Source organism: Brevibacterium album DSM 18261, from assembly GCF_000426445.1.
Classification (GTDB): domain Bacteria; phylum Actinomycetota; class Actinomycetes; order Actinomycetales; family Brevibacteriaceae; genus Brevibacterium; species Brevibacterium album.
Genome location: NZ_AUFJ01000009.1, coordinates 474,051 through 498,025 on the forward strand (window position 1 = coordinate 474,051; position 23,975 = coordinate 498,025).

The following is a 23,975-nucleotide window of genomic DNA, read 5'->3' on the forward strand; positions in this document are numbered from 1 at the left end:
ACGGGCGAGCATGGCGCGCTGTCACGCAGAGGAGAGGGGAGAGGAGCGGGCATGACGATCCAGTCGGTGGACCGGGCGCTGGAAGCACTCGAGGTGCTGGCCGGCGGGGCGGCCGGTGTGGGCGAGGTCGCCGAGCGGCTGGACGTCCACAAGTCCACCGCTTCCCGGCTGCTGGCCTCCCTCGCCGCGCACGGCCTGGTCGAACAGCAGGAGGCGGGCGGCGCCTACCGACTCGGCTTCGGGCTGGTGAGGCTGGCGAGCGCGGTGACGAGTCGTCTGGACTTCTCGCAGATCGCCCAGAAGCTGTGCGACAGGGTCGCCGCGGAGCTGAGCCTGACCTCGAACGTCGCGGTGCTCGATGATGTCTATGCCGTGAACGTCTCACAGGCCGTGGGCGCCGGGCTCATGGCCCCCCGGCACTACGTGGGCCTGCGCACGCCGGGGCATGCGACCAGCTCCGGCAAGCTCCTCCTCGCCCATGATGCGGCCGCCTCCCGCGCCGCCCTGGCAGGCGAGCTGGAATCCCACACCGAGCGCACGCTCACCGATGCCGGGGATCTGCGCGCAGAGCTCGCCCTCGTGCGCGACCAGGGCTGGGCGGCCTCGAACGAGGAATGGGAGCAACACATCACCGCGGTCGCGGTGCCCCTGCGCCTGCCCACCGGGGCGGTCGAGGCCGCGCTCACCGTCACGGGACCTGCGCACAGCCTCCCGGCGGGGTCGTTCGCCGAGGCCGCAGCCCGGATGCGAGTGCTCGCCGCCGCTTCGGGCAGATGGGTGTGACGGCGGCCGGGCCCGTCAGGTCACCGCTTCTGCGCGGGACGTCAGCGCCAGCCGCTCGACGAGCTCGTCCGGAATCGGCGTGCGCGGCGGGAAGGTGATCCCCGTCTTGGTCGCCTTGAATCCGGCGGCCGCGATCTCCTCGGCGTGCGCGGACAGGGCGCCCGGGCGAAGGTACAGCCCGCACTGCCTGCTGAACGCCGCATAGCTCGCGACGACCGTCCCGCCGAGCCTGAATCCCGGCATGTTGTAGGCGACGATCTCCTCCGCCTCCGGCAGGACGCGGGCGAGGACCTCCCGCAGGTGCTGCAGCACGGGCCGGAAGGCTTCGGGGGCCGCGGCGATATAGGCGTCGTGGTCGGCCGATGTCGTCATGGCGGGGCCTCGCTTCCGATCCCGGAATCGTCAGGGGCGCCGTCCGCCCCGCCTCATGATATCCCCGAGCACACCGGCGCGCCTCCCTCGCAGCTCCTTCCCACCCCATGGTCCGCAGCGCATGCCCGCACCCCATGGTCCGAACCGCATGGTCGGCAGCGCATGTCCGCACCGCCTCGCAGGGCCCGCCTGCCCCGGGCCTCACCCCCGCAGGGCCAGTGCGAAGGGGAGCACCGCCTGCGCACCGGCGAGGCGCAGCTCCCGGGCGCAGACGGTCAGCGTCCACCGGGAGACGACGACATCGTCGACGAGCAGCACCGTCCGCCCCCGCACCGCATCAGCCTGCTCCGGACTCAGTGCGAAGGCCGCGTGCACATCGCGCAGACGGAAGGCGCTGTTGACGTCCGGACTGCCCGTGTCATGGACCAGCTGGAGGTCCCCGAGGTCCTCCAGCTTCCCGGCGGCCGCGAGATTCGCTGCGAGAGAGCGCACCGTCGCCGGCCTCCTCCTGCTCGGCACCGCGATCACGCAGTCCGGCCTGCTGTCCCAGCGCCAGCCCTTGAGCGTCCGGATGCACAGACCCCCGATGTCATCCGGCACCGGGGCGTCGGGTGCCGTGGGGCTGAGGAACTCGCGCAGCCGCTGGCCCGCACCCAGATCAGTGAAGCGCGCGATCGCGCGTCCCTCCTCGGCACGCTCCTCCGGAGGGATCTTTCCCTTGAGCCCCACTCCCAGGTTCGTCATACCCGAGGGCCACTGCCCCCGGACCTCGATGGGCAGGCCCACACCGCCCAGCACCTCGCGCGCCCGATGCCGGGACTCGTCGCTCACCGCCTCGTCCCACCACTGCGCATCGCAGTTGTCGCAGCGCCCGCAGTCATGGGGGTCCGGGTCGTCGAGGGCCTCGGTGAGGAAGCGCATGCGGCACGTCGTCGCGGCCTCGTAGTCGAGCATCGCCTGCGCCTCCGCACGACGGACGGCGGCCACGTGCTCATAGCGCTCGGCGTCGTAGTGCCACCCGGCACCCGTCGACTCATACCCTCCCCGCACCCGCCTGACGGCGCCGTCCACGCTCAGCGTCTTCAGCAGCAGCTCGAGACGGCTGCGGCGCACGCCCACGCGCGTCTCCAGCGCGGGGACGGAGAGCACGCCCTCGGCCTCGAGCGCCGCCAGCACACCGTTCGCGTCCTCCTCCGCGGGCATGGAGGCGGTGGCGAAGTACTCCCAGATGTCCCGGTCCTCCGCCCCCGGCAGCAGCAGGACGTCCGCCGAGGCCGCGGCCCTGCCCGCACGTCCCACCTGCTGGTAGTAGGCGACCGGGGAGGAGGGCGCGCCCAGGTGGATGACGAAGCCCAGATCCGGTTTGTCGAAGCCCATGCCCAGCGCCGAGGTCGCGACGAGGGCCTTGAGCTCATTGGCCTTGAGCGCCTGCTCCAGGCGCTCGCGCTCCTCCGGGTCCGTGCCGCCGGTGTACGTCGCCACGTCCCAGCCCGCCTCACGCAGGGCGCGGGCGGCGTCCTGGGCGGCGGAGACCGTGAGGGTGTAGACGATCCCCGAGCCCCAGAAGTCCCCCAGGTGCTCTGCGAGCCAGGCCAGCCTCACGGTGGGCGGGCGCACGGGAGAGACGCCCAGGCGCAGCGAGTCGCGGGCGAGCGCACCGCGGATCACGAGGGTGTCCTCCCCCAGCTGCTCCGCGACATCGGCCACCACCCGGGAGTTCGCGGTGGCGGTCGTCGCGAGCACGGGGGTGCCCTCCGGCAGCTCGCGGATCATGGCGCCGATGCGCCGGTAGTCGGGGCGGAAGTCGTGGCCCCAGTCGGAGATGCAGTGCGCCTCATCGACGACGATCATGCCGAGGGAGTCCAGGAGCGCCGGGAGGACGGTGTCCCGGAACGTGGGATTGGTGAGCCTCTCCGGGGACACGAGCAGCACATCGACCGCACCGGCGCGCAGCTCCTCCTGCACCGAGTCCCACTCCGCCGCATTGGCCGAATTGAGTGTGCGTGCGACGACGCCGGCGCGCGCGGCCGCCGCGACCTGGTCCCGCATGAGCGCCAGCAGCGGGGAGACGATGAGCGAGGGTCCGCGCCCCGTCTGCCGCATGAGCTTGGCCGCGAGGAAGTAGACGGCCGACTTCCCCCAGCCGGTGCGCTGGACGACGAGCACCCTGGCGCGCCGGGCGACGAGCGCCTCGATCGCCTCGTACTGCCCCTCGCGCAGCTGTGCGTCCGCGCGCCCGGTGAGATGTGTGAGCAGGCGCGTGGCCTCCGCGTGCAGGCTGCTCTCCCCCTCCCCGGAACCGGACTGCTGGGCACCGGTCCCGGGAGCACGACGCTCGGCCTGCCACTCCGGGGAGCCCGGCTCGGGACCCCAGACCTGATGCTCGCGCCACTCCGCCGGGCCGCCCTGCTCCGCCCGGCCCTGCCCGTTCTGCGCGTCCATGCCGTTCACCCCGTCCGGTCTCCGACTGCTCTGTCCCTCCACTCTAGGAGGAGGCACGGACACAGCTCGCCCAGTGAGACACCGGACACACGGCTCCGCGCCGTCCTGCTACACTCCTGAGCACAGTGTTCCGGGGACGGTGAGATTCCGTACCGGCGGTGACAGTCCGCGACCTGGACCGGCTCCACGGCCGAGTCCAGCCGATTCGGTGGAATTCCGAGACCGACAGTGAAAGTCTGGATGGGAGGAACATCGTGGTCGCCTGGCGCACCCATGCGGATCACGGTCGGAACGGCAGCCGCCGCACCGCACCCTGATCAGCCCGGCGATGGCGCCGGCACCCGCCGAGCGGCACCTCCCGACATCCCGGTGGATGAGACCGGGAGAGACGGATGAGCCGCACACCGCAGCAGCCCGCGGTAGCTGCGCCCGCGCACAGCGAGACCGCACTCCGGCGCGCCATGGACGCCGCGCTCGCAGCCGCGCTCCGCGGCCCCCGGGGCGCGAATCCCCTCGTGGGCGCCTCGATCCTCGCCGCCGACGGCAGACTCGTGACCGGCCACCATGCGGGTGCCGGAACACCCCACGCCGAGGTCGCGGCACTCACCGCCGCCCGCTCGGCGGGCATGGACCTGAGCTCCGCGACGGCGTGCGTGACCCTCGAGCCGTGCAGCCACCACGGTCGCACCGGGCCGTGCGCGCAGGCGCTCATCGACGCGGGCGTGCCCGAGGTGGTCATCGCCCGCACGGACCCCAACCCCGCGGCCGCGGGAGGGATCGCCGTGCTCGAGGCCGCGGGCACCCGCGTCCGCACCGGGGTGGAGAGCACACGCGCCGGGGCCCTCAACGCACGCTGGCTGCGGGCCGTGGAGCAGAGGCGCCCGTATGTCACGCTCAAACTCGCGCAGAGCCTCGACGGCAGGATCGCGGCAGCCGACGGCACCTCGCAGTGGCTCACCTCCGCGACCTCACGGGCGAGGGTCCACCGTCTGCGGGCCGTCGCGGACGCAGTCATGGTGGGCACCGGCACTGCGCTCGCGGACGATCCCCGGCTGACCGCGCGGGCCCCCGAGACCCTGCGCTCGCCCGAGGCGGCCCAGCCCGTTCCCGTGGTCATGGGCATGCGCGAGCTTCCCTCCGATGCGCACCTGGCGCGCGATCCGCGCGCGGTGCGGCTGCGCACCCGCGATCCGCTCGCCGGCCTCAGGGAGCTGCGGCGCCGAGGGTTGGAGCACGTGCTGGTCGAGGGCGGTGCCGGGCTCGCCGGGGCCCTCGTCCGCGAGGACCTCGTCGACAGCCTGGAGGTCCACATCGCCCCCGTCCTCCTGGGCGAGGGGCTGCCGGCCCTCACGGGTCTGGGCATCGGCACTCTCTCCGCGGCCCCCCGCTGGGTGCCTGATCCCGCCGCCGACTGGGACTCGCACCGGCCCGGCCGCACGGACACGGACACGGACACGATTCTGCGGCTCATCCCCGCGGCCGCCTCGGCGCGCGGGCAGGAGCCCTCGCCCACGGCGCAGGCGGATCTCGCCGCCCCGCCCACGCAGCACCACACCAGGAGGGACTGACACATGTTCACCGGAATCATCGAGGAGACGGGGACGGTCACGTCGCTCGCACCCACCGGCCAGGGCTCGGCGGTCCTGACGGTCCGCGCGGGCGCAGTGCTCGACGGTCTCCCCGAGGGCGGCTCACTGGCCGTCAACGGCGTCTGCCTCACCCAGGCCTCCCCCGAGGCGTCCACGCCCCTCGCAGAGGCGTCCCCGGATCCGGCCTCACCGAGTGCTGCGGCTTCCGCTGCGCCGCCGGCACGCGAGTTCCGCGCGCATGTCATGGGCGAGACGCTCGCGCGCACCACCATCGGCGCGCTCACGCCCGGTGCCGTCGTCAACCTCGAGCGCTGCCCGCGGGCCGGGGACCGCTTCGACGGCCATATCGTGCAGGGCCATGTGGACGGCACCGGCATCGTCCTCGCCCGCGTGGACGAGGGCGACTGGGTCCGACTGCGCGTGAGCGTCCCGGCCCGCCTTGCGCTCTTCACCGCGGAGAAGGGGTCGATCGCCCTCGACGGGATCTCCCTCACTCTCACCGCCGTGAGCCCCGCGCGCCCGCACACCGCCACGTCCGCCGAGGCTGCCGGCCACTGGGTCGAGGTCGGGCTCATCCCGGCGACGCTCGAGGCCACCCGGATGGGCACGGTCTCCCCCGGCGACCCGGTGAACATCGAGGTCGACGTCATGGCGAAGTACGCCGCCCGCCTCGCGGAGTTCGCCGAGGCTGCGTCCGCAGGCGGGGCACCCGCAGAACCCGCACCCGGCGCGTCCCCCACCGGCGGCGCGGCGCCGACCGAAGCCGCTGCCGCCCCGACCGCCTCCACCCGTGAAGGAGACCGCTCATGATCCGCCTCGACCCGATCGACGCCGCACTCGCATCGCTCCGTGCCGGCAGGCCCGTCGTGGTCGTCGACGACGAGGACCGCGAGAACGAGGGCGACCTCGTCATGCCCGCGCTCACCGCCACGCCCGCGTGGATGGGTTTCGTGGTGCGCCACACCTCGGGAGTGGTCTGCGCGCCGATGCCCGCAGCACGCGCCCGGGCACTCGAACTGCCTCCCATGACGGCGGTCAACGAGGACGCCAAGGGAACCGCCTACACCGTCTCCTGCGATGCGCGCGAGGGCGTGACGACCGGCATCTCCGCCGCAGACAGGACCGTCACCGCGCACGCCCTCGCCGCGGCCCGACCCGATCCCCGGGCGCTCGCCCGGCCGGGCCACATCTTCCCGCTCATCGCCCGCGACGGCGGCGTCCGCGAGCGCCCCGGGCACACCGAGGCCGGCGTGGAGCTGTGCCGGCTCACAGGCCTCGGAGAGGTCGCGATCATCGCAGAGCTCGTCCACGATGCCGGCGAGATGATGCGCGCACCGGCCCTGCGCGAGTTCGCCGATGCCCACGACCTCACCATGATCTCGATCGCGGACCTCATCGCCTGGCTTGCAGCCCGCGACGCCGCCGAGGCGGAGGACGCGACGGGTGCCGGTGCCGCCTCGGGCGCGGCTGCCGGAGCCGAGGCGCAGCCCGCCGCAAGGGACCGCGCCGCACAGGGCTCAGCGGCTCCCGTTCCCGCTCCGGTGCCTGCGGGGGACGCAGGCACTCCGGACATCGCGGTCGTGGGCACAGCGCCCGTCGGCCTCCCCACCCCGCACGGCACCTTCGTCACCCGAGCCTGGCGGGAACTCGACTCCGGGGGTCTGCCGACGGGCCCCGAGCACCTCACCCTCGAAGCCCCCGGCGGGACAGGAGACGGACCCTCCCGGGCCGCGGATTCCTCGGCCCGGCTGGTGCGCGTGCACTCCGAATGCCTCACGGGAGATGTGCTGGGCTCCCATCGCTGCGACTGCGGCGAACAGCTCGAGGCCTCCCTCACCGCCCTCGCCTCCGCGGGAGGCCTCCTCATCTACATGCGCGGCCACGAGGGCCGCGGGATCGGGTTGTGGGAGAAGCTGCGTGCCTACGCCCTGCAGGACTCGGGCGCGGACACCGTCGAGGCCAATCTCCGCCTGGGTCACCCCGCCGATGCCCGCGACTACCGCGCGGCCGCCGCGATCCTGCGCGAACTCGACCGGGCCGAGGGCACGGCGGCACACGGCGACCTCGGTCGACCCGTGCGACTGCTCACCAACAATCCGGAGAAGATCAGCGGTCTGCGCGCGCTCGGGATCGACGTCGTGGAGCGCGTGCCGCTCGAGGTTCCGAGCCGGGCGGAGAACGCCCGCTACCTCGCGACCAAGCGCGACCGCATGCACCACCTCCTGAGCACCGCGGTCCTGGCCCCGGTCTCCTGAACCGGTGCTCTGAACCGGTCGCCTGGATCAGCCCTCCGGGCCTGCCGTCCGGGCCGGTTCACAGCATCGGCGACGGCTGAGTTCGCCCCCGGGTGTCACCGGCTCCGCTCCGATGCGCGCCCATTCCGTACACACTGCACAGCACGAGAAGGAAAGAGACACACATGGCACACCACGGAGCACCGACCGCGGCACTCACCCCCGACGACAGCGATGCGCCCGAGGACTCGCTGCGCACCCTGCGCCTCGGCGTCGTCGCGGCCTCCTGGCACGAGACGGTCATGGACGGGCTGCTGGACGGCACCCTGCGGGCAGCCGGGGATGCGGGCGTGAGCGCCCATGTGGTGCGCGCCCCCGGCAGCTTCGAGCTGCCCGTCATCGCGGCAGAGCTCGCGAAGCGCTTCGACGCGGTCGTCGCCCTGGGCGTGGTGATCCGCGGCGGCACCCCGCACTTCGACTACGTGTGCGATGCCGCGACGCAGGGACTGAGCCGGGTGGCGCTGGATTCTGGCACGCCCATCGGTTTCGGTCTCCTCACCTGTGATGACGATGCTCAGGCGCTGGACCGTGCCGGCCTCGCGGACCGCGGCGACGGGCAGCCGTCCGTCGAGGACAAGGGGTACGAGGCCGCTGCCGCCGCACTGGGGACGGCCGCTGTCCTCCGCCGCGAGCGCCGCCTCTCCGCACAGGGGTAATGCCGACTGCGGGTCACAATGCGGGAGCCTGGGGAGGAGCTGTCCACAGGCAGGAGCAGGCCCCTTCCCTCTCCGGTGCGCATACCGTAGATTCACTGGCACACCAGCCGGACCGTCGCGCACAATGGAGGTATGACCGTGTCAGCGGAGATCATCGCAACCATCGTCACCGCCGGTGGTCTGCTGCTGACGCTCGGCGGGATGACGGTCGCCGGGTTCGCGTGGATGATCCGCCGCATGGACGAGCGTTTCGCAGCGGTCGACGCGCGCCTCACCGCAGCCGACGCGAAGGAAGAAGCCCGCTTCGCCGCAGTGGACGGACGGTTCACTCGGACGGAGGAGAAGATCGACGCTCGCTTCACCCAGGCAGACGCGAAGGAAGAGGCGCGCTTCGCCGCGGTCGACGAACGTTTCACGGCAGTCGACGAACGCTTCACCCGAACCGATGAGAAGATCGACGCGCGCTTCACAGCCGCCGACGCAAAGGAAGAAGCGCGCTTCGCCGCAGCGGGTGAGCAGACCGAGGCCCGCTTCGCCGCAGTGAACGAGCGATTCACAGCTGTGGACAGCCGCTTCTCCGCCCTCGACGGGCGCATCGGTGAGCTCATCACGGGCATGGATGAGCGCTTCGCCCAGACCGATGAGAACACCCGGCTTCGCTTCGCGGCGGCCGAGGCGAAGGCGGAGGCACGGTTCGCCGCAGTCGACGCTCGGTTCACAACCGCCGAGGAGAAGGCCGAGACCCGGTTCACGGCGATCGAGGCGCGGACCGATGCCCGCTCCTCCATGATCGAGGAGCGCTTCGACAGACTCGTCGCCGGGCTGGACGGCCATATGAGCGAGCTGAGGAACGGGCTGACCGAGGTCAAGGTCGCCGTGGCACGGCTCGAAGGCCCGCACCCTCGGCTCGTGCTTCCCCACTGATCCCTCGCACGTTCCCCGGAACGGACTGCCGCACCCCTGCGCGGTGCGTCTGTGCCATCATGGACAATGGGGGCATGCGCCCACGCCCCAGCCTGTTCTTCCTGCCCTCCCGCAGCGCGGAGCGCACATCGGAAGGACGGTCCCGGACGCGTGCCCGCGAAGAGGCATCCGCGCAGGCCGCCGAACTCTACGACTCGGCGGCGAGGGCAGCCGCCCGCACCGTGATCAAGCGCTACTCCTCATCGTTCTCCCTGGCCTCCTCCGTCCTCCCCCGCGCCGTGCGCACCCACATCGAAGCGGTCTACGCAGTGGTCCGCGTGGCCGATGAGATCGTCGACGGGGCGTGGCCGGAAGCCCCTGCGGCACAGGTCCGCGCAGAGCTCGACGCCTTCGAGGAGCGCATCGCACACGCCGCCGAGACCGGGTTCTCCTCCGATCTCATCGCCCACGCGTTCGCCCGGACCGCCCGCCGCACCGGCATCTCCGCCGCGCAGTGGTCCCCGTTCTTCGCCTCCATGCGGGTGGATGCGCCGTCCACCGAAGCGGTGGATCCGGGACCGGCCGCGCCAGCCTTCCCCGCCGCCGCAGAGCCCGTGCCGGAGCCTCAGCCCGCCCCGCTGCCCGCACCGGACCTGTCCGCCTACATCCACGGCTCCGCCGAGGTGGTCGGCGAGATGTGCGTCCTCGCGTTCTTCGACGGAGCGCCGCTGCCCCCGGACGCGGAGCAGACGCTCATGCCGGGCGCACGCGCACTCGGCTCGGCGTTCCAGAAGGTGAACTTCCTGCGGGACCTGGCCCATGACTCCGAGGGGCTCTCCCGCAGCTACCTCACCTCACCGGGCCGCGCCGCCGCGGAGTTCACGGAGGAGGCGAAGCACAGGCTCGTCGAGGAGATCTTCACGGAGCTCGCGACCGCGTCCGAGGCCGTCGACCTGCTGCCCCCGCCCGTCCGCCCGGCGGTGTGGACGGCCTACGGGATCTTCGGCGAGCTCACGCACAGGCTTGCCGGCACCCCGGTGGACGGGATCCTCGCCCGGCGGGTGCGAGTGCCGGGGCCCGTCAAGCTGCGCTACGCGGCCCGCGCCACCGCCGGGCGCCCCGTGCGCACCTGGCCGAGCACGCCAGTGCGGTGCACCACGACGCCGAGCGGGCACGATCCGGAGCATCGCGATTCGGACCGGCACGGCTCAGAACGGCACGGCCCGGAAGCGGTCGACTCGAGCCCGCGTCCATGAGCAGCGTCATCGTCATCGGCGCGGGCATCTCCGGGCTCGCCGCGGCCGCGCTCATGGCCCGGGACGGGCACGAGGTGGTGGTCCTCGAACGCTCCGAGGCCGTGGGCGGGCGCGCCGGCAGGCTCGAGGACGGGGGCTTCGCCTTCGACACCGGCCCTTCGTGGTACCTCATGCCGGAGGTCTTCGACGCGTTCTTCCGGCGATTCGGCACGACCGCGGCCGAACAGCTCGACCTCGTACGCCTCGACCCCTCCTACCGCGTGTATCCGCACCACGGCGCCCAGCCGCTCAGCACCTCCGCACCCCTCGATGTCCGCGCCGACCGCACTTCGCTGCACGCGCTCTTCGAAGCCCGTGAGCCCGGAGCCGCAGCTGCCCTGGACGCGTATGTGGAGGAGGCCTCGGCGCTCTACGATCTCGCCTGTGCCCACGCCCTGCGCACGGACTTCGGACGGGAGCACCGTGGGCTCGCCGGTCTGCCCCGCCGCCTGCGCCACCTGTGCGGGCTGGCCGCGGACATTCTCGCCGAGCAGCCGGGCGAGCGGACCCGTGCGGCATCTGCGGAGCAGGCGGCGACCGCCTCGGAGCACGCCGAGGCGGACCACGGCCCCGCCCGCGCCTCGGCGGCGGCACAGCTGCTCCCCCGGCTCCCCGGGCTCCTCACCGGCTCGCTCCAGGACCTCGTGCATGCGCGCTTCCGCGATCCGCTGCTGCGCCAGATCCTGCTGTACCCGGCGGTGTTCCTCGCCACCGATCCCGCGCGGGCACCCGCGCTGTACCACCTCATGAGCCGCATGGACCTCGTGGACGGCGTGAGCTATCCCCACGGCGGGATGCACAGCCTCGTCAGTGCCTTCGCGGACCTCGCCCGGGAGGCCGGCGCGCAGATCCGCACCGGCGCGGAAGTGGTCGCGCTGCGCCCGGCGCACTCCCGAACGCGGCCGGGACCGCTACCGCGCAGAAGCATCGCCGAGGTCGTGGCCCGGGTGCGCGAACCCGGCACCGGCCGCACGCGCCTGGAGACCTTCGCGCCCGACTGGGTCGTCGGCGCGTGCGACCTCCACCACCTCGAGACGCGGCTCCTCCCCCGCGCCCTCCGCAGCGTGCTCCCGCGCGTCTGGCGGCACCGCGATCCGGGCATGGGTGCGCTCGTCATCATGCTGGGCGCCGAGGGCCGGATCCCGGGTCTCGCCCACCACTCCCTCTTCTTCACCGAGGACTGGGAGGGGAACTTCGCGAGCGTGTTCGGCGGACGGACGGCCCCGCTGCCGGAGCCGGCGAGCGTGTACGTGTGCGCGCCCTCCGTCACGGATCCCTCGGTGGCGCCGGAGGGCTGTGAGAACCTGTTCCTCCTCGTCCCCGTGCCCGCAGACCCCTCGCTGCGCGCCGGTCAGCGGAAGGTCGAGGAGTACGCGGATCGCATCGTCGACGCGGTGGGCGCACGCCTGGGCGTCCCCGATCTGCGCGCGCGGACGCGAGTGCGGCACGTGCGCGCCCCCGGCGATTTCGTACGGGACTTCCACGCGTGGTCGGGCACGGCTCTGGGACCTGCGCACACGCTGCGCCAGAGCGCGATGTTCCGCGATTCGGTGGTCTCGCCGCGAGCGGACAACCTGCTGCGGACGGGGGCCTTCACGGCCCCGGGCGTGGGCCTGCCCATGTGCGTCATGAGTGCGGAGAACGCCGTCGCGGCCCTCCGCGTGCTGAGCGGTGGGGAGCGGGGCCGATGAGTGCGTTCGAGCCCTTCGCGTACATGGCGTGCCTGCTCTTCAGCATGTTCGGGATGCTCATGCTGGACTGGAGGCACCGGCTGTTCTGGTTCGCCGATCCCCGGCGCGCCGCGGTCGTGCACACCGCGGGCGTGGCGACGTTCCTGGTGTGGGACGCCTTCGGGATCGGCTTCGGCGTGTTCTTCCGCGGGGAGACCCCCTATATGACGGGCGTCCAGCTCGCCCCCGAGCTGCCGGTCGAAGAGCTGCTGTTCCTCACCTTCCTGTGCTGGCTGACGATGAACGTCCACACGGGATCGGCCCGGCTGCTCGCGCATCGGCGTGCGAGGCCGGCCGAGCGGGCGCTCCGAGCCGAGCAGGGGGAGGACGCATGACGTACTGGATCATCAATGCGGGGTTCCTCGCGGCAGCCGCGGCGCTGTTCGCGCTGGCGCTGCGCGCGGACCGGCGGAGGCCTCGGGCCCGGCTCTCCCGCACGGCATCGCTCATCACCGCACTCGTCCTGCTCACGCTCACGGCGGTCTTCGACAACATCATGATCGCGGTCGGCCTCGTGGCCTACGGGGACGCACAGATCTCCGGCATCCGCCTCGGCCTCATGCCCGTCGAGGACTTCTCCTACACCGTGTTCGCCGTGCTCGCGCTGCCGGCGCTGTGGGTGCTGCTGGACGGACGGAGGCCGCGCGCAGGCGCACGGCCGGGCACACAGCCGGACGAGCCCCGCCCGGGCACGACGCCGCCGGAGCCCGAGCCCGAGCCCGAGGCGGAGCCCGAGGCGGATGCTCCCCCGCGGCCGGGGCACCCCCAGCTGGAGCACCCACAGTCCGGGCCCCCGAGGGACGAGCGCTGATGCCGAGGCCGGAACCCGGGCACCATCAGGCTCCCCTCACGCCGCGCCGCGCACTGCGTCACCTGCTCATGACCTCGCGACCGCTGTCGTGGATCAACACCGCATACCCCTTCGGCGCGGCATGGCTGCTCGCAGGGGGTGGGCTCGACGCCCGGTTCTGGGTGGGCTGCCTCTTCTTCCTCATCCCCTACAACCTCGCGATGTACGGGATCAACGACGTGTTCGACTACGAGTCTGATCTGCGCAATCCGCGCAAGGGCGGGGTGGAAGGCGATGTGCTGGACAGGCGGATGCACCGCACGGTGCTGTGGGCCTCCGCCCTCACCTGCGCGCCCCCGGCCGTCTTCCTGCTCGTGACCTCGCACGCTGCGCTCCTTCCCGTGCTCGGCCTGAGCCTGTTCGCCGTGGTCGCCTACAGCGTGCGCGGGCTGAGGTTCAAGGAGGTGCCCGTCCTGGATGCGCTGACCTCCTCGACGCACTTCTCCTCCCCCGCATGGTGCGCGCTCGCGGCGCTGGGCGTCTGGCCCACCGCGGCGGGATGGTGCGCGCTCGCGGCGTTCTTCGTCTGGGGTATGGCCAGCCAGGCCTTCGGCGCGGTCCAGGACATCGGGCCGGACCGGGAGGCGGGCCTCGCCTCCGTGGCGACGGTGCTGGGGGCCCGGACCACGGTCCGCCTGTCGCTGATCGGCTATGCGGTAGCGGGACTGCTCGCCACATGCACCGGCCCGATCACCGGCTGGGCCGCACTGGGTGCGGTCCCCTACCTCGTCTCCGTGGCCAGGTTCGCACGGATCACGGACGCCTCGGCGGCACAGGCACATCGCGGCTGGGCCACGTTCCTCTGGCTCAACTATGCGGTGGGGTTCGCGGTCACCCTGCTTCTCATCGCCCAGATATAAGCAACTAGCTTGTAGATCTGCGGATATGAGCGATCAGCTCCCTGTATGGGCGTGTTCGCACACCGGACCGCCGGGCCCACCACGCGAGTGCAGTGGAGCCGCCTGAACGGCGAGGTGCTCGTCCTCGCCGCGGTGGGACCCCTCCGCCTCTCGATGCAGTAGCCTCGCCTCATGGCACAGCTCACAGTGTCCGCGCCGATCCCGCAGCCCAACCCCGACGAGGTCCTGGTCGAAGCGCTCGCCCGCGTTCACGTGGACGGCTGGAGAGAGGCGTACGGCCACCTGCTGTCCGCGAAGTTCTACGGCGAGGAGGCACTCGCCTCACGACAGGCGATGTGGCGGAGCCTGCTCGCGCACGAAAGCGTCGGAGAGCGCGTGCGCATCGCCCGGGATGCGGGAAGCACAGTGGTGGGCTTCGCCATCACCGGTTCCTCACGTGATGCGGATCTGGGCTGCCGTGAGCTCTATGCCCTCTACATCCGGGCCGCGCACTACGGGAGCGGCGCAGGGCAGGCGCTCCTCGACGCGGTCCTCGGCACACAGCCGGCCTCGCTCTGGGTCGCGGCGGACAATCCCCGCGCGCGGCGCTTCTACGAGAAGAACGGGTTCCGCACCGACGGCGCGGCCAAGGACGATCCCGAGGCGGAAGGCCTCACCGAGGTGCGGATGGTGCGCCCGGCCTGACCTGGAGGGCGCGGATCAGCGCCTGCGACGGCGGGGATCCACCAGCCTGAGCTTGGGCCGCACATCGAGCCAGTACACCGCAGCGGCCACGAGCCCGGCGATCGAGAGCAGGCCCAGTCGCCCGCCGCCCAGCGGCGGCAGCGCGAGGAATGCGACGACGGCCGCAGCCACGAGGATGAGCGACCAGAACTTCTTCGACTTCTTGTCCGCAGCGCGGTACATCTCATCCGTGTACCGGAGCGAGGAGATCAGCGCCGAGACCGACAGCGCGAAGATCGCCACGACGATGGCGAGCATGAGGGTGTGCTGAAGGGAACCGAGCAGCTGCATGCGCACCAGCCTACAGACACTCCCTTGGAATTCGCCGGATCGGAGGCCTGCCGCGGCGCTGTCCGCTCGAGCCCATGGAGTGCGCAGTCCGGTCGGGTCCGCCGGCGAGCGCCGAGACGCCGGCGAGCGCCGAGACGCCGGTCGGCGATGCGCCCCTACCAGCTCCAGCCGCTCAGCCGGATGAGTGCGCACACCGCCATTCCCAGCAGCACGCACACCAGCATGGGCGCCTTCAGGAGCGAGGCAGTCATGCCGGCGCCCACGCCCAGGACATGTCCGGCGTCCGCGATGTCTCGCCCCGCATAGAGGCCTCCCGTCACCGCGACCGCGAGGATGAGCACGACGACCGCGCGGTCCATCCAGAGGCGGGCGGCCGAGACCTCGCCGTCCTCTCCGCCGGCCCGGGCCCGCGCGCCCAGCCGCACCCCCAGCAGCCGCATGAGGAAGGTGCCGCCGGCCAGACCGGCGAGCGCGAGGAGGAAGGGGATCGTCTCCATCTCAGCACTCCTCCCCGCGCGGCGCACCCGGATCCGGGCAGGCGCCCGCCGAGGCGCTCTCGGGTCCGTCGGCGCCCTCGGCCTCCGCAGAGCTCGCCTCCGCAGAACTCCCGGACTCCACGCAGCCTCCGGGCCCGACGGAGCCCTGGTGCCCCCCGGTGCTCCAGGGCTCCGCAGAACCTCCGGACACGGCGGCTCGACGGTGCCGCACCGCCGCATACCCCGCCGCGGGCAGCAGCGCGAGCAGCGCGGCGACGGAGCCGAGGCCCAGGGGCAGCACGGGCGTGGAGGCGAGCGCGAGGACGGCGCCTCCGGCCGCGGTGACGCCGAGGAACGGCGCGCGGAGGTCACCCGCCACCAGGCAGAACAGCAGGACGGGCAGGGCCGTGTCGAGGCCGAGCACCTCGGCGTCGATGACCGTGCCCAGCAGCTGCCCCAGGGCGGCCCCGCCCACCCAGCAGCAGAACAGCATGACGGCCGAGACGACGAAGCGGTACCAGCGCTCTCGGTCACCGGCTCCCACACGGGCGAACGCGGTCGTCTCGTCATTGGCGAGGTGCGCGGCGAACAGCGACCGCCAGCCGCCGGGCGCGTACTGCCCGATGCTCAGTCCGAAGGCGAAGTTCCGCGCATTCACGAGGAGCCCGCCCAGCACCGCCAGCAGAGGCGCGCCGCCCGCGGCGATGACGCCCACGAAGGTGAGTTCGGCGGCCCCGCCGATCGCGAGCGCCGCGAGCAGCACCGTCTGCCAGAGCGGGAATCCCGCCGCCTGGCTGATCGCACCATAGGACAGCGCGACGAAGAAGACCATGAGGTTCATGACCGCCGCATCCCGGAAGACGGTCCACGCGGACCCGCCGACGCGCGTTCTGTTGAGTGAACTCACGTTCCATATACTGTCCTCTGTCATGTGGTTCAGTCAAGAGAACGCGGCGGTCACTATGATGAACGCCATGGGACCAGCGCCGGAATCCGCAGACACCGCCTACCGCTCCGGGGGCACCGCAGAAGCACTTCCCGCAGGCACCGCACACTGCGTCGCCGCCGGGGTGCCGGACGCGAGCGGCGGGGAGGCCGCGGGCGCCGCCGCCCCCATGTCCCGGCTGGCCGCCGCCCTGCGGCGTGAGAGAGAGCGCATGGGCCTTTCCCTCTCGGAGACCGCCAAGCGCGCCGGCGTGGGCAAATCGACGCTCTCCCAGCTGGAGAACGGCAACGGCAACCCCAGCATCGAGACCCTCTGGGCGCTGGCGACCGCGCTCGGCGTGCAGCTCAGCCGCCTCATCGCCCCGGCGAGGGAGCCCCTCTCCGTCATCCGCCTGGGCGAGGGGATCGCGCTGCCCTCGTCGGCCTCGGAGTACTCGGCCACGCTCCTGACCGCCTGCCCGCCCGGCGCCCGGCGCGACGTCTTCCAGATCCGGATGGAGCCCGGTGCCCCGCGCGAGGCCCAGCCGCATCCCCCGGGCACCGTCGAGCACCTCATCGTCTGCGCCGGGAGCCTCACCCTCACCGCGGACGGGGACACGGTCACCCTGTTCGCGGGCGACTATGCCCGCCACGCCGGGGATGTCCCGCACACCTATTCGACGGCGGAACCGGGCACCGTGATGCTCACCATCGTCGAATCGCAGTAGGCCGACGGGCTCAGGACATATCCGGTGAACAGGCCTCCGAGCACGGATGACGCCCACTTTTCTCTCGAACACCCACCTGATCCGCAGAACAGCTGGGTGTCCACGCGAGAAGTGGGTGTCTCAGCGGAGTGAATGGACGCCTGCGTGAGACCTGGGCGTCCAAGCGAGACCGGGGCGTCATCGCACCTCACCACCAGGCCCCTCAGCACCCGGCCCCTCAGCTTCGGGCTCCTCCACGACACGCAGCGCTCCCGTCTCCGGCTCCACCTCGAGTGCGGGCAGGTGCGCGTTCGCCTCCTCGAGCGAGCATCCCGCCGCCTGCAGGAGGTCGACGGCCAGCGGGCGGAAGAGCAGGAGCATCGTCGTCTGCTCGAGGTCCGCGCGCAGCCCCGGCGCCGGACGCAGCGTGCGCGCGGCCGCGGTGAAGACCTCCTCGGCCTCACTCCGGTCACCGCCCTCCAGGAGCGCGAGGCGCAGTCTGCGCGCTCCCTCGGCCAGCTGGCCCGAGGCCTCGGCGAGGATCGGGTCCACCCTGCCGCGCTCCGTCGCCGTGACGGCGCGCCGGAGGATGACGCGGATGAGCCGCAGCGCGCGGTCGGCGAACTCGCATGCCCGGCCCAGACGCGAGACCTCGGCGGCGTACCTGCGCGAATTCGCGTTGATCCGGGCGGTCTCCTCGGAGATCCGCAGCGAGGCGCGCCAGGAGTCGACGTAGCCCTGCGAGTCGCGGGCCCGCGAGAGCGCCCGGCGTGCGGCCTGCGGGTCCTCGCGCCGGAGCGCGTCCTCCGTCTCCCGCAGCAGGCGGGCGAGCTCCGCGAGCAGCGCGGCCGCCTGGTTCCGCGGCCTCTTCCGCGCATCCGAGGGAATCACGAGCGCCATGAGGATCGCCGTCGCCACGCCCACCGCGGCATCGCCTGTGCGGCTGAAGGTGCCGGTCGCCAGCTCCGCGGGAACCGTGACCACGAAGATCGACTGGATGCCCAGCTGTGTGACGAAGATGGCCCCGGAATTGAGGAACATGCCCATGCACACGGCGAAGAAGAGGATGACGCCCAGCTGCCAGACGCCGCTGCCGAACAGGTGCACGAAGACGTCCCCCACCAGGACGCCCAGCACCGCCCCGCAGCCGATCTCCAGCGAACGCCGCAGACGCCTGTCCTGCATGGGGCCGATCCCCACCACGGCCGCGACCGCGGCGAAGAACGGATAGGCATGGCCGAGGACGAAGTAGCAGAACGAGTAGGCGGCCATCGCCGCGACCGTGAGCTGCACGATCTGGCCGAAGTTGATCTGGATCCGCTGCGTGCCCATGCGCAGACGCCCCATGAGGACGGGGCCCAGATCCGAGCTCCACTGCCTCAGCCTCGCGCTCAGGTCCACCGCGCTCCTCTCCCGTGCCGCCCGCTCCGCGCACAACTCTAGTGCGCCTCCCTCCGCCTCCGCTCCACACGCGCGCAGAGCTGCGATGACGCCGCCGTGCCGTGTGTGCAATGCTTCAGCAAGGCGCACAGGAGGAACGATGCCGCACACCATGTCGACGACAGCCGCGACCAATCTGACCAGGGCGGAGGCACAGGAGCGCAGCGCGCTGCTCCGGACCGGCCACTATGCGGTCGACCTCGATCTCTCCACCGCCGACGATCCGCACACCGCCGTCTTCGGCACTCGCACCACCGCGGACTTCACCGCGACCGCGGACGGGGAGACCTTCATCGACCTCATCGCGGCCTCGGTGGAGTCGATCACGATCAACGACGTGCCGCTCGATCCCGCCGTGGCCTTCGACGGCGCGCGCATCGCGTTCCCCGTCCGCGAGGGCGCCAACCGCCTCATCGTGCTCGCGCAGGGCCTCTACTCGCGCTCGGGCGAGGGCCTCCACCGGTTCACGGACCCCGCGGACGGGAACACCTACCTCTACACGCAGTACGAGCCCACGGACGCCCGCCGCGTCGCCGCCGTCTTCGACCAGCCGGACCTCAAGGCCGCCTACACCTTCCAGGTGCTCGCGCCGGCGGGCTGGACGGTCCTGAGCAACACGGCCGCGGAGCAGGTCACGGAGATCCCGGCCGGCGCCTCGGGCACGGACCCCGCCCGCGGTCCGATGCGCCTGCACCGCTTCGCCCGCACCCTCCCCGTCTCCTCCTACCTCACCTGCGTGTGCGCGGGGCCCTATGCGAGCGCGACGGGCACGCACCGGCACCCGTCCACGGGTGAGGAGATCGCCCTGGGCGTGTACGCGCGGCAGTCCCTGGCCTCCCACATGGACGCCGATGAGATCCTCACCGTCACGACCCAGGGCCTCGACTTCTTCCACGAGCTCTTCGGCATCCCCTACCCGTGGGGCAAGTACGACCAGATCTTCGTGCCGGAGTACAACCTCGGCGCGATGGAGAACCCCGGCCTGGTCACGTTCACGGACTCCTATCTGCATCGCGACCGGGCCACACGGGCGGACAGGGAGGCGCGTGCCAACACCGTCCTGCACGAGATGGCGCACATGTGGTTCGGCGACTACGTGACGATGCGGTGGTGGGACGATCTCTGGCTCAAGGAGTCGTTCGCGGACTACATGGGCGGTCTGGCCCTGGCCGAGGCCACCGAGTTCTCCGACGGCTGGGTCACCTTCGCCCTGCGCCGCAAGGACTGGGCCTACCGCCAGGACCAGTACCCCACCTCGCACCCCGTCGTCGCGGACATCCCGGACGTGGAGGCGGCCAAGCTCAACTTCGACGGCATCACGTATGCGAAGGGCGCGAGCGTGCTCAAGGCGCTCGTGGCCTATGTGGGTTGCGAGGCCTTCATCGCGGGCTCGCGTGCGTACTTCACCGCCCACGCCTTCGGCAACGCACAGCTCGAGGACTTCCTCGCCGCCCTCGACGCCGAGGCGCCCGGCCGGGACGTGCGCGCCTGGGCCGCGGCATGGCTCCAGACCCGCGGCACCTCCGAGCTGCGCCTGGAGGTCGAAGAAGGCGGCGCAGGCGGGGAGGCGTCTGCCGCCGAGGCGCAGGCTGTCATCTCCTCCGCCCGCCTCACCCAGCGCGACACGTTCGCGGACCAGGAGACCGCGCCCATCCTCCGTCCGCACCGGCTCACGCTCGCCGCGTTCGACTTCGCACCCGGGGCCGGTGCCGAGGCGGGCGCCGAGGGCGGAGTCCGGAAGGACGGCGGGCCGGCCGAGGCGGACGGGGTGCATGAGACCGGTGCACACGAGGCCGAGAACGGCGAACCGGACGGAACCGGCCTCGGCGACCGCCTCGTCCTCACCCGCACCTGGGACGTCGAGCTGACGGGCGCCTCCGCACCTCTGCCGCAGCTGGAGGGACTGCCGCGCCCCGCGCTGCTCCTGCTCAACCACGGCGACTCCGATTTCGCGAAGATCCGCCTCGACCCCCGTTCGACGGAGACGGCGATCAGCGGTGTGGGGCGGCTCGAGGACTCCATGGACCGCGCCCTCGTGCTCTCCGCCCTCGGCAATGCCGCGCGCGACGGCGAGCTGCCGGTGCCCGCCTACCTGCAGGCGGCGGCCGGGGTGCTCGCAGTCGAGGAGCACCCGGGCATCCTCGCCTCCGTCATGGCGACCGTGGGCACCGCGCTGAGCCAGTGGGTGCCGGTCGAGGAGCGCCTCGACGCCGTCGCGGCCATGCTCGAGTCCGCCCTCGAGGCCGTCTCGACGGTGCCCGAGGGCTCGGACCGGCAGGTGAGCCTCGCCCGGTTCGCCCTCGCGCTGACGGCGCGCACCACGGGGGCTGTCGTCGCGAACCGGATCACCCACGCGGGGCGCGCCTTCGCCTCGCACGTGCTCACGGTGGAGGTCGGGGACCCCCTCACGGAGACCGCCCCTGGTCTGCTCGCGGACCACGCCCTGCGCTGGGAGGCCCTGCGGACGCTCACGATCCTGGGCTGGGCCGAACCCGAGGACATCGAGGCGGAGGCGGCGCTCGACCGCTCGGGCTCCGGAGCGGTGAACGCGGCGAGCGTGCGCGCCGCCCGCCCGCTCGCCATCGCCCGCCATCGGGCGTGGGACGAGGCGACCGACGACCTCTCGCTGTCCAACGAGTTCATCTCCGCGCGCATCTCCGGCCTCACGGCACCGGCTCCCCACCCGATCCTCGAGGACCGCGTGACCGAGTACTTCGAGCAGCTCGAGCGCTGGTGGGCGAGCCGGCCCATCGAGATCTCCCGCCGGCTCGTCGTGGGCCTCTACCCGCGGTGGTCGGTCAGACCGCGCAGGGTGGCGGCGAAGACGGATGAGTGGCTCTCCGCCCATCCGGATGCGCCGACCGCGCAGCGGCGCCTGCTCATCGAGGTCCGCGACGACCTCGCCCGGGCCATGCGGCTCCGCGGCGAGTCCTGAGCCGTCGGGCCGGCGGAGGGTGAGCGCGGACCCCTGGGACCGGGACTCCCCGCCTCCGCGTCGACAGTGAACCGCCGCAGCACGGGTGAATCTCCGCTTCACAGCACTGTGCCTTCGCCTTCCCATGCTGCAGCGTGGGAAGGCGAAGGCACAGAGAGCGAGATCCGCGAGACCGCGAGACACAAACATGCTGAGCTGACGAACCGGGAGGCCACGGGCCCGGAGGAACCCTTGGGGGCCTCAGCCGGCTCGGATCCGCTCATGGGGAGCTGGAGGAGCTCACAGGTGGCGCTTGGCTCCCGCGAACTGGCCCCCGCGGTCCCAGGACTGCCAGTCGACGACCTCCACGTCCTTCGAAGCGTTGGGCGCGTGGATCATCTTCCCGTCGCCGATGTACATCCCGACGTGGTGGGCGCGACCGCTGCCTCCGCGGGCGAAGAAGAGGAGGTCGCCGGCCTCGAGGCTGGTCGAGGACACCGTGCGGCCGGTGTTCTGCTGGTCGCCCGCATCGCGGGGGATCTCGATCCCGTGCGCCCGGAACACCGTGTAGGTGAAGCCCGAGCAGTCGAAGCCGAGCGGACTCACGCCGCCCCAGAGGTAGTCGACGCCCTCGAACTGCCGCGCCGTCTCCACGAGATCGGCGCCTGTGGGCTCATCGAGCTCGAAGCCGTGGTCGGGATCCTCGATCCGCACATCGCCGATGGCGATCCAGGCCGCCCCGCCCGCGGGCAGGGCCACCCGGACGTCGTCCTCGTCCTGCGCGATGAGGGGCAGCTCCGCATTGATCGGCGCCGTGGGGGCATCGCCGTCGAACTCGGCGAACTGGACGTCCGCGAGCTCGGCGGACTTCGCGGTCACGACGGCCGCCGGCTGGTCCTCGCGGAGCTCGGCGAAGCGGTCGTTCTCCACGAGCTGCGCCGTGGGCACCCATCCCGGATACCCGTCCTCGCTCTTGGGCGTCTCCTGGTCGACGACGGCCACCTGCGCCCAGGAGCCGTCCACCTCGAGGATCTCGACCTCGGAGCCGTAGCCCGCCTGGGTCTCCACGAGCCCCGTGAGGCCGCGCCGGGTCTCGGTGCTGCGGTCGAGCGCCCTGTCCCAGGCCCTGAGGTCGGGAGAGGCGCCGAGCGCGGGCTCATCGACCTTGCGCGGCGAATCCTTCTCCGACCAGACGGTGGCGGTCGTCACGGAGACGAAGGCCGTGTCGCCCTTCTTCAGCTCGCCGTCGGACTCGAGGCGGAGCGCGCCCCCGTCGTCGGCACCTCCGGCCATCGTCTGCGGGGAGGCCGCTCCCGAGGCGCCGGGAGCAGTGGTCGAGGCCAGGGCGGGCTGCGCGGTCAGTGCCAGCGCGCACACGCCCAGGGCAGGCAGCAATGCTTTCGCTCTCACGTTCGTTCTCTTTTCGGTCTCGCACCGCTGTGCGGACGCGCGGGAGCGCACACCACGGCGATGCATGGGGGAAGACACCGTTCAGACACATGACGATACCGGCTCACCCCGCGGAGGGGAACCATTCAGCGCCGCGAGTCCTCGATCCGTCACCTGACCGGGCGCAGGCTCACGCCCGCTCGAGGTCGAACTCGCGGCTGAGCGCCTCGACCGTCCGCACGCGCGCGGGGACGGAGTCGATGGGATCGTCCGGACGGGCGCCGGCGATCGGCTGGATCATGATCTCGTCCACCTCGAAGTGCGCAGCGATGGACCGCAGACGCTCCGCGACCTCGGCCGCGGTGCCCACCGCCCACGTGTCCCACATGGACTCGCCGATCCTCCTGTGCCCCTCCGTCATCACGGACGCCACGTCCTCGCCCACGAGGCGCTGCGGCTCGAGCTTGGGGCCGATCCGCAGTGCGCCCATCTGGTAGACGAACGGCTGCACCAGCTCCCAGGCCTCCTCCGCGGTCTCCCCCACCGCCGCGTTCACCGTGACGAAGGTGCGCGGCTCGCTGCCGTGCTCAGTGGGGGTGAAGGACTCGCGGTACAGCCGGATCGCGGCCTCGGTCCCATTGCCCATGAAGTGGTTGGCGAAGACGTAGGGCAGGCCCAGCGCCGCGGACAGCTGCGCGGAGTAGCCGCTCGATCCCAGCAGCCACACCTGCGCCGCTTCGTCCACGCGCGGCGAGGCGTGCAGGACGTGCTCCCCGCCCCGCACCGGGATCGAGGCACCGGACGGGGAGAGCAGGGCGAGGATGTCGACGATGTGCTGCGGGAACTGCTCCACCGGGTCGAGGGGAGCACCCTGCGCATCGACCACCCGCGCCTCGCCCAGGTGCCCGCGCATCGCCGCCGAGGTATAGGGATCCGTCCCCGGTGCGCGCCCGATCCCCATGTCGATCCGGTCGCCGAACACCGCGGTCAGCAGGGCGAACCGCTCGGCCACCGCGAGCGGCGCGTGGTTGGGCAGCATGACGCCGCCCGAGCCCAGACGGATGCGCGAGGTGCCCTGCCCCAGGTGCATGAGCTCCACCGCGGGCTCCGTCGAGGCCACGGCGGGCATGTTGTGGTGCTCCGCGACCCAGTAGCGGGTGAAGCCCAGGCGGTCCGCAGCGCGGACGAGCTCGCGTGAGGCCGCGAGCGCCTGCCCCGTGGTCTGCCCCAGACGGACGGGGATGAGATCGAGGACGGAGAGGGAGAGAGGCGCAGTCATGTCCGCGACAACGTCCGCGGCCTGCGCTTTCATCCCCGCTCGCGTCTCAGTCCGCGCT

Annotated in this window: 22 protein-coding genes and 1 riboswitch; of the genes, 14 read left to right on the top strand and 8 right to left on the bottom strand. The window is 72.2% G+C overall.

The genetic code is table 11. From position 1 onward, the window contains the following. The first annotated feature begins 51 nt into the window (after positions 1 to 51). The gene (locus tag K318_RS0102195; RefSeq protein WP_029088266.1) at positions 52 to 783 is read left to right on the top strand and encodes an IclR family transcriptional regulator; all 732 of its coding nucleotides are present in this window, start codon (positions 52 to 54) and stop codon (positions 781 to 783) included. A gap of 15 nt (positions 784 to 798) precedes the next feature. Here K318_RS0102195 and K318_RS0102200 read toward each other — a convergent pair whose 3' ends face one another. Beyond that, the gene (locus tag K318_RS0102200) at positions 799 to 1,155 is read right to left on the bottom strand and encodes an iron chaperone (RefSeq protein ID WP_029088267.1); all 357 of its coding nucleotides are present in this window, start codon (positions 1,153 to 1,155) and stop codon (positions 799 to 801) included. Between the two features lie 201 nt (positions 1,156 to 1,356). Further along, positions 1,357 to 3,597, bottom strand: coding sequence for a RecQ family ATP-dependent DNA helicase (locus K318_RS0102205; protein WP_084499658.1), 2,241 nt, complete (start codon positions 3,595 to 3,597; stop codon positions 1,357 to 1,359). Between the two features lie 122 nt (positions 3,598 to 3,719). Beyond that, a riboswitch (FMN riboswitch) is annotated at positions 3,720 to 3,853 on the top strand. Positions 3,854 to 3,989: 136 nt separating this feature from the next. On the opposite strand from K318_RS0102205, the gene ribD reads away from it, so the two are divergent. The 11 genes from ribD (at position 3,990) to K318_RS0102265 (ending at position 14,458) form a co-directional block, all read left to right on the top strand. After that, positions 3,990 to 5,165 (top strand): bifunctional diaminohydroxyphosphoribosylaminopyrimidine deaminase/5-amino-6-(5-phosphoribosylamino)uracil reductase RibD, encoded by a 1,176-nt coding sequence (gene ribD, locus K318_RS18730; protein ID WP_051297344.1) that lies wholly within the window; start codon positions 3,990 to 3,992, stop codon positions 5,163 to 5,165. 3 nt (positions 5,166 to 5,168) lie between these two features. Continuing rightward, positions 5,169 to 5,996, top strand: a complete 828-nt coding sequence (locus K318_RS18735; protein WP_084499509.1) for a riboflavin synthase — start codon at positions 5,169 to 5,171, stop codon at positions 5,994 to 5,996. After that, positions 5,993 to 7,441, top strand: coding sequence for a 3,4-dihydroxy-2-butanone-4-phosphate synthase (gene ribB, locus K318_RS0102220; RefSeq protein ID WP_029088269.1), 1,449 nt, complete (start codon positions 5,993 to 5,995; stop codon positions 7,439 to 7,441). The genes K318_RS18735 and ribB overlap by 4 nt, the downstream gene beginning before the upstream one ends. A 164-nt stretch (positions 7,442 to 7,605) precedes the next feature. Further along, entirely contained in the window at positions 7,606 to 8,136 is a 531-nt protein-coding gene (ribH, locus tag K318_RS0102225; RefSeq protein ID WP_029088270.1) for a 6,7-dimethyl-8-ribityllumazine synthase, read from the top strand. 132 nt (positions 8,137 to 8,268) lie between these two features. After that, complete coding sequence (locus tag K318_RS23325; RefSeq protein ID WP_051297345.1) at positions 8,269 to 9,060, top strand: hypothetical protein; 792 nt, start codon at positions 8,269 to 8,271, stop codon at positions 9,058 to 9,060. Between the two features lie 74 nt (positions 9,061 to 9,134). Further along, positions 9,135 to 10,295, top strand: a complete 1,161-nt coding sequence (locus tag K318_RS18745; protein WP_051297346.1) for a phytoene/squalene synthase family protein — start codon at positions 9,135 to 9,137, stop codon at positions 10,293 to 10,295. Then, complete coding sequence (gene crtI, locus K318_RS18750) at positions 10,292 to 12,025, top strand: phytoene desaturase family protein (RefSeq protein WP_035280178.1); 1,734 nt, start codon at positions 10,292 to 10,294, stop codon at positions 12,023 to 12,025. The genes K318_RS18745 and crtI overlap by 4 nt, the downstream gene beginning before the upstream one ends. After that, complete coding sequence (locus K318_RS18755) at positions 12,022 to 12,399, top strand: lycopene cyclase domain-containing protein (protein WP_035280181.1); 378 nt, start codon at positions 12,022 to 12,024, stop codon at positions 12,397 to 12,399. The genes crtI and K318_RS18755 overlap by 4 nt, the downstream gene beginning before the upstream one ends. Next, positions 12,396 to 12,875, top strand: a complete 480-nt coding sequence (locus tag K318_RS24150) for a lycopene cyclase domain-containing protein (protein ID WP_084499510.1) — start codon at positions 12,396 to 12,398, stop codon at positions 12,873 to 12,875. The genes K318_RS18755 and K318_RS24150 overlap by 4 nt, the downstream gene beginning before the upstream one ends. Beyond that, a complete protein-coding gene (locus K318_RS0102255; protein ID WP_051297347.1) occupies positions 12,875 to 13,774 on the top strand; it encodes a prenyltransferase in 900 nt (299 codons plus the stop codon). The genes K318_RS24150 and K318_RS0102255 overlap by 1 nt, the downstream gene beginning before the upstream one ends. 171 nt (positions 13,775 to 13,945) lie before the next feature. Next, entirely contained in the window at positions 13,946 to 14,458 is a 513-nt protein-coding gene (locus tag K318_RS0102265; protein WP_035280183.1) for a GNAT family N-acetyltransferase, read from the top strand. 15 nt (positions 14,459 to 14,473) lie between these two features. On the opposite strand, the gene K318_RS0102270 is transcribed toward K318_RS0102265, so the two are convergent. The 3 genes from K318_RS0102270 to K318_RS18765 all read right to left on the bottom strand — a co-directional run bounded on the left by K318_RS0102270 (position 14,474) and on the right by K318_RS18765 (position 16,171). Continuing rightward, positions 14,474 to 14,788 (bottom strand): DUF2516 family protein, encoded by a 315-nt coding sequence (locus K318_RS0102270; RefSeq protein ID WP_029088273.1) that lies wholly within the window; start codon positions 14,786 to 14,788, stop codon positions 14,474 to 14,476. Between the two features lie 155 nt (positions 14,789 to 14,943). Then, positions 14,944 to 15,285, bottom strand: a complete 342-nt coding sequence (locus K318_RS0102275; protein WP_029088274.1) for a hypothetical protein — start codon at positions 15,283 to 15,285, stop codon at positions 14,944 to 14,946. A gap of 1 nt (position 15,286) precedes the next feature. Next, positions 15,287 to 16,171 carry an AzlC family ABC transporter permease gene (locus tag K318_RS18765; protein ID WP_051297349.1) on the bottom strand — a complete coding sequence of 295 codons (885 nt, stop codon included), beginning with the start codon at positions 16,169 to 16,171 and terminating at the stop codon, positions 15,287 to 15,289. 67 nt (positions 16,172 to 16,238) lie between these two features. Between K318_RS18765 and K318_RS0102285 the strand changes: the two genes are divergently transcribed. Further along, positions 16,239 to 16,916, top strand: a complete 678-nt coding sequence (locus K318_RS0102285) for a helix-turn-helix domain-containing protein (RefSeq protein ID WP_084499512.1) — start codon at positions 16,239 to 16,241, stop codon at positions 16,914 to 16,916. A 177-nt stretch (positions 16,917 to 17,093) separates the two neighbouring features. On the opposite strand, the gene K318_RS18770 is transcribed toward K318_RS0102285, so the two are convergent. Further along, complete coding sequence (locus K318_RS18770) at positions 17,094 to 18,296, bottom strand: FUSC family protein (RefSeq protein ID WP_245579735.1); 1,203 nt, start codon at positions 18,294 to 18,296, stop codon at positions 17,094 to 17,096. A 139-nt stretch (positions 18,297 to 18,435) separates the two neighbouring features. On the opposite strand from K318_RS18770, the gene pepN reads away from it, so the two are divergent. Next, a complete protein-coding gene (gene pepN / locus K318_RS0102295) occupies positions 18,436 to 21,270 on the top strand; it encodes an aminopeptidase N (protein WP_029088276.1) in 2,835 nt (944 codons plus the stop codon). Positions 21,271 to 21,549: 279 nt separating this feature from the next. Here pepN and K318_RS0102300 read toward each other — a convergent pair whose 3' ends face one another. Together K318_RS0102300 and K318_RS0102305 are read right to left on the bottom strand one after the other, a co-directional pair. After that, positions 21,550 to 22,659 (bottom strand): C40 family peptidase, encoded by a 1,110-nt coding sequence (locus K318_RS0102300; RefSeq protein ID WP_029088277.1) that lies wholly within the window; start codon positions 22,657 to 22,659, stop codon positions 21,550 to 21,552. Between the two features lie 169 nt (positions 22,660 to 22,828). After that, positions 22,829 to 23,917, bottom strand: a complete 1,089-nt coding sequence (locus K318_RS0102305) for an LLM class flavin-dependent oxidoreductase (protein ID WP_029088278.1) — start codon at positions 23,915 to 23,917, stop codon at positions 22,829 to 22,831. Positions 23,918 to 23,975 lie beyond the last annotated feature (58 nt).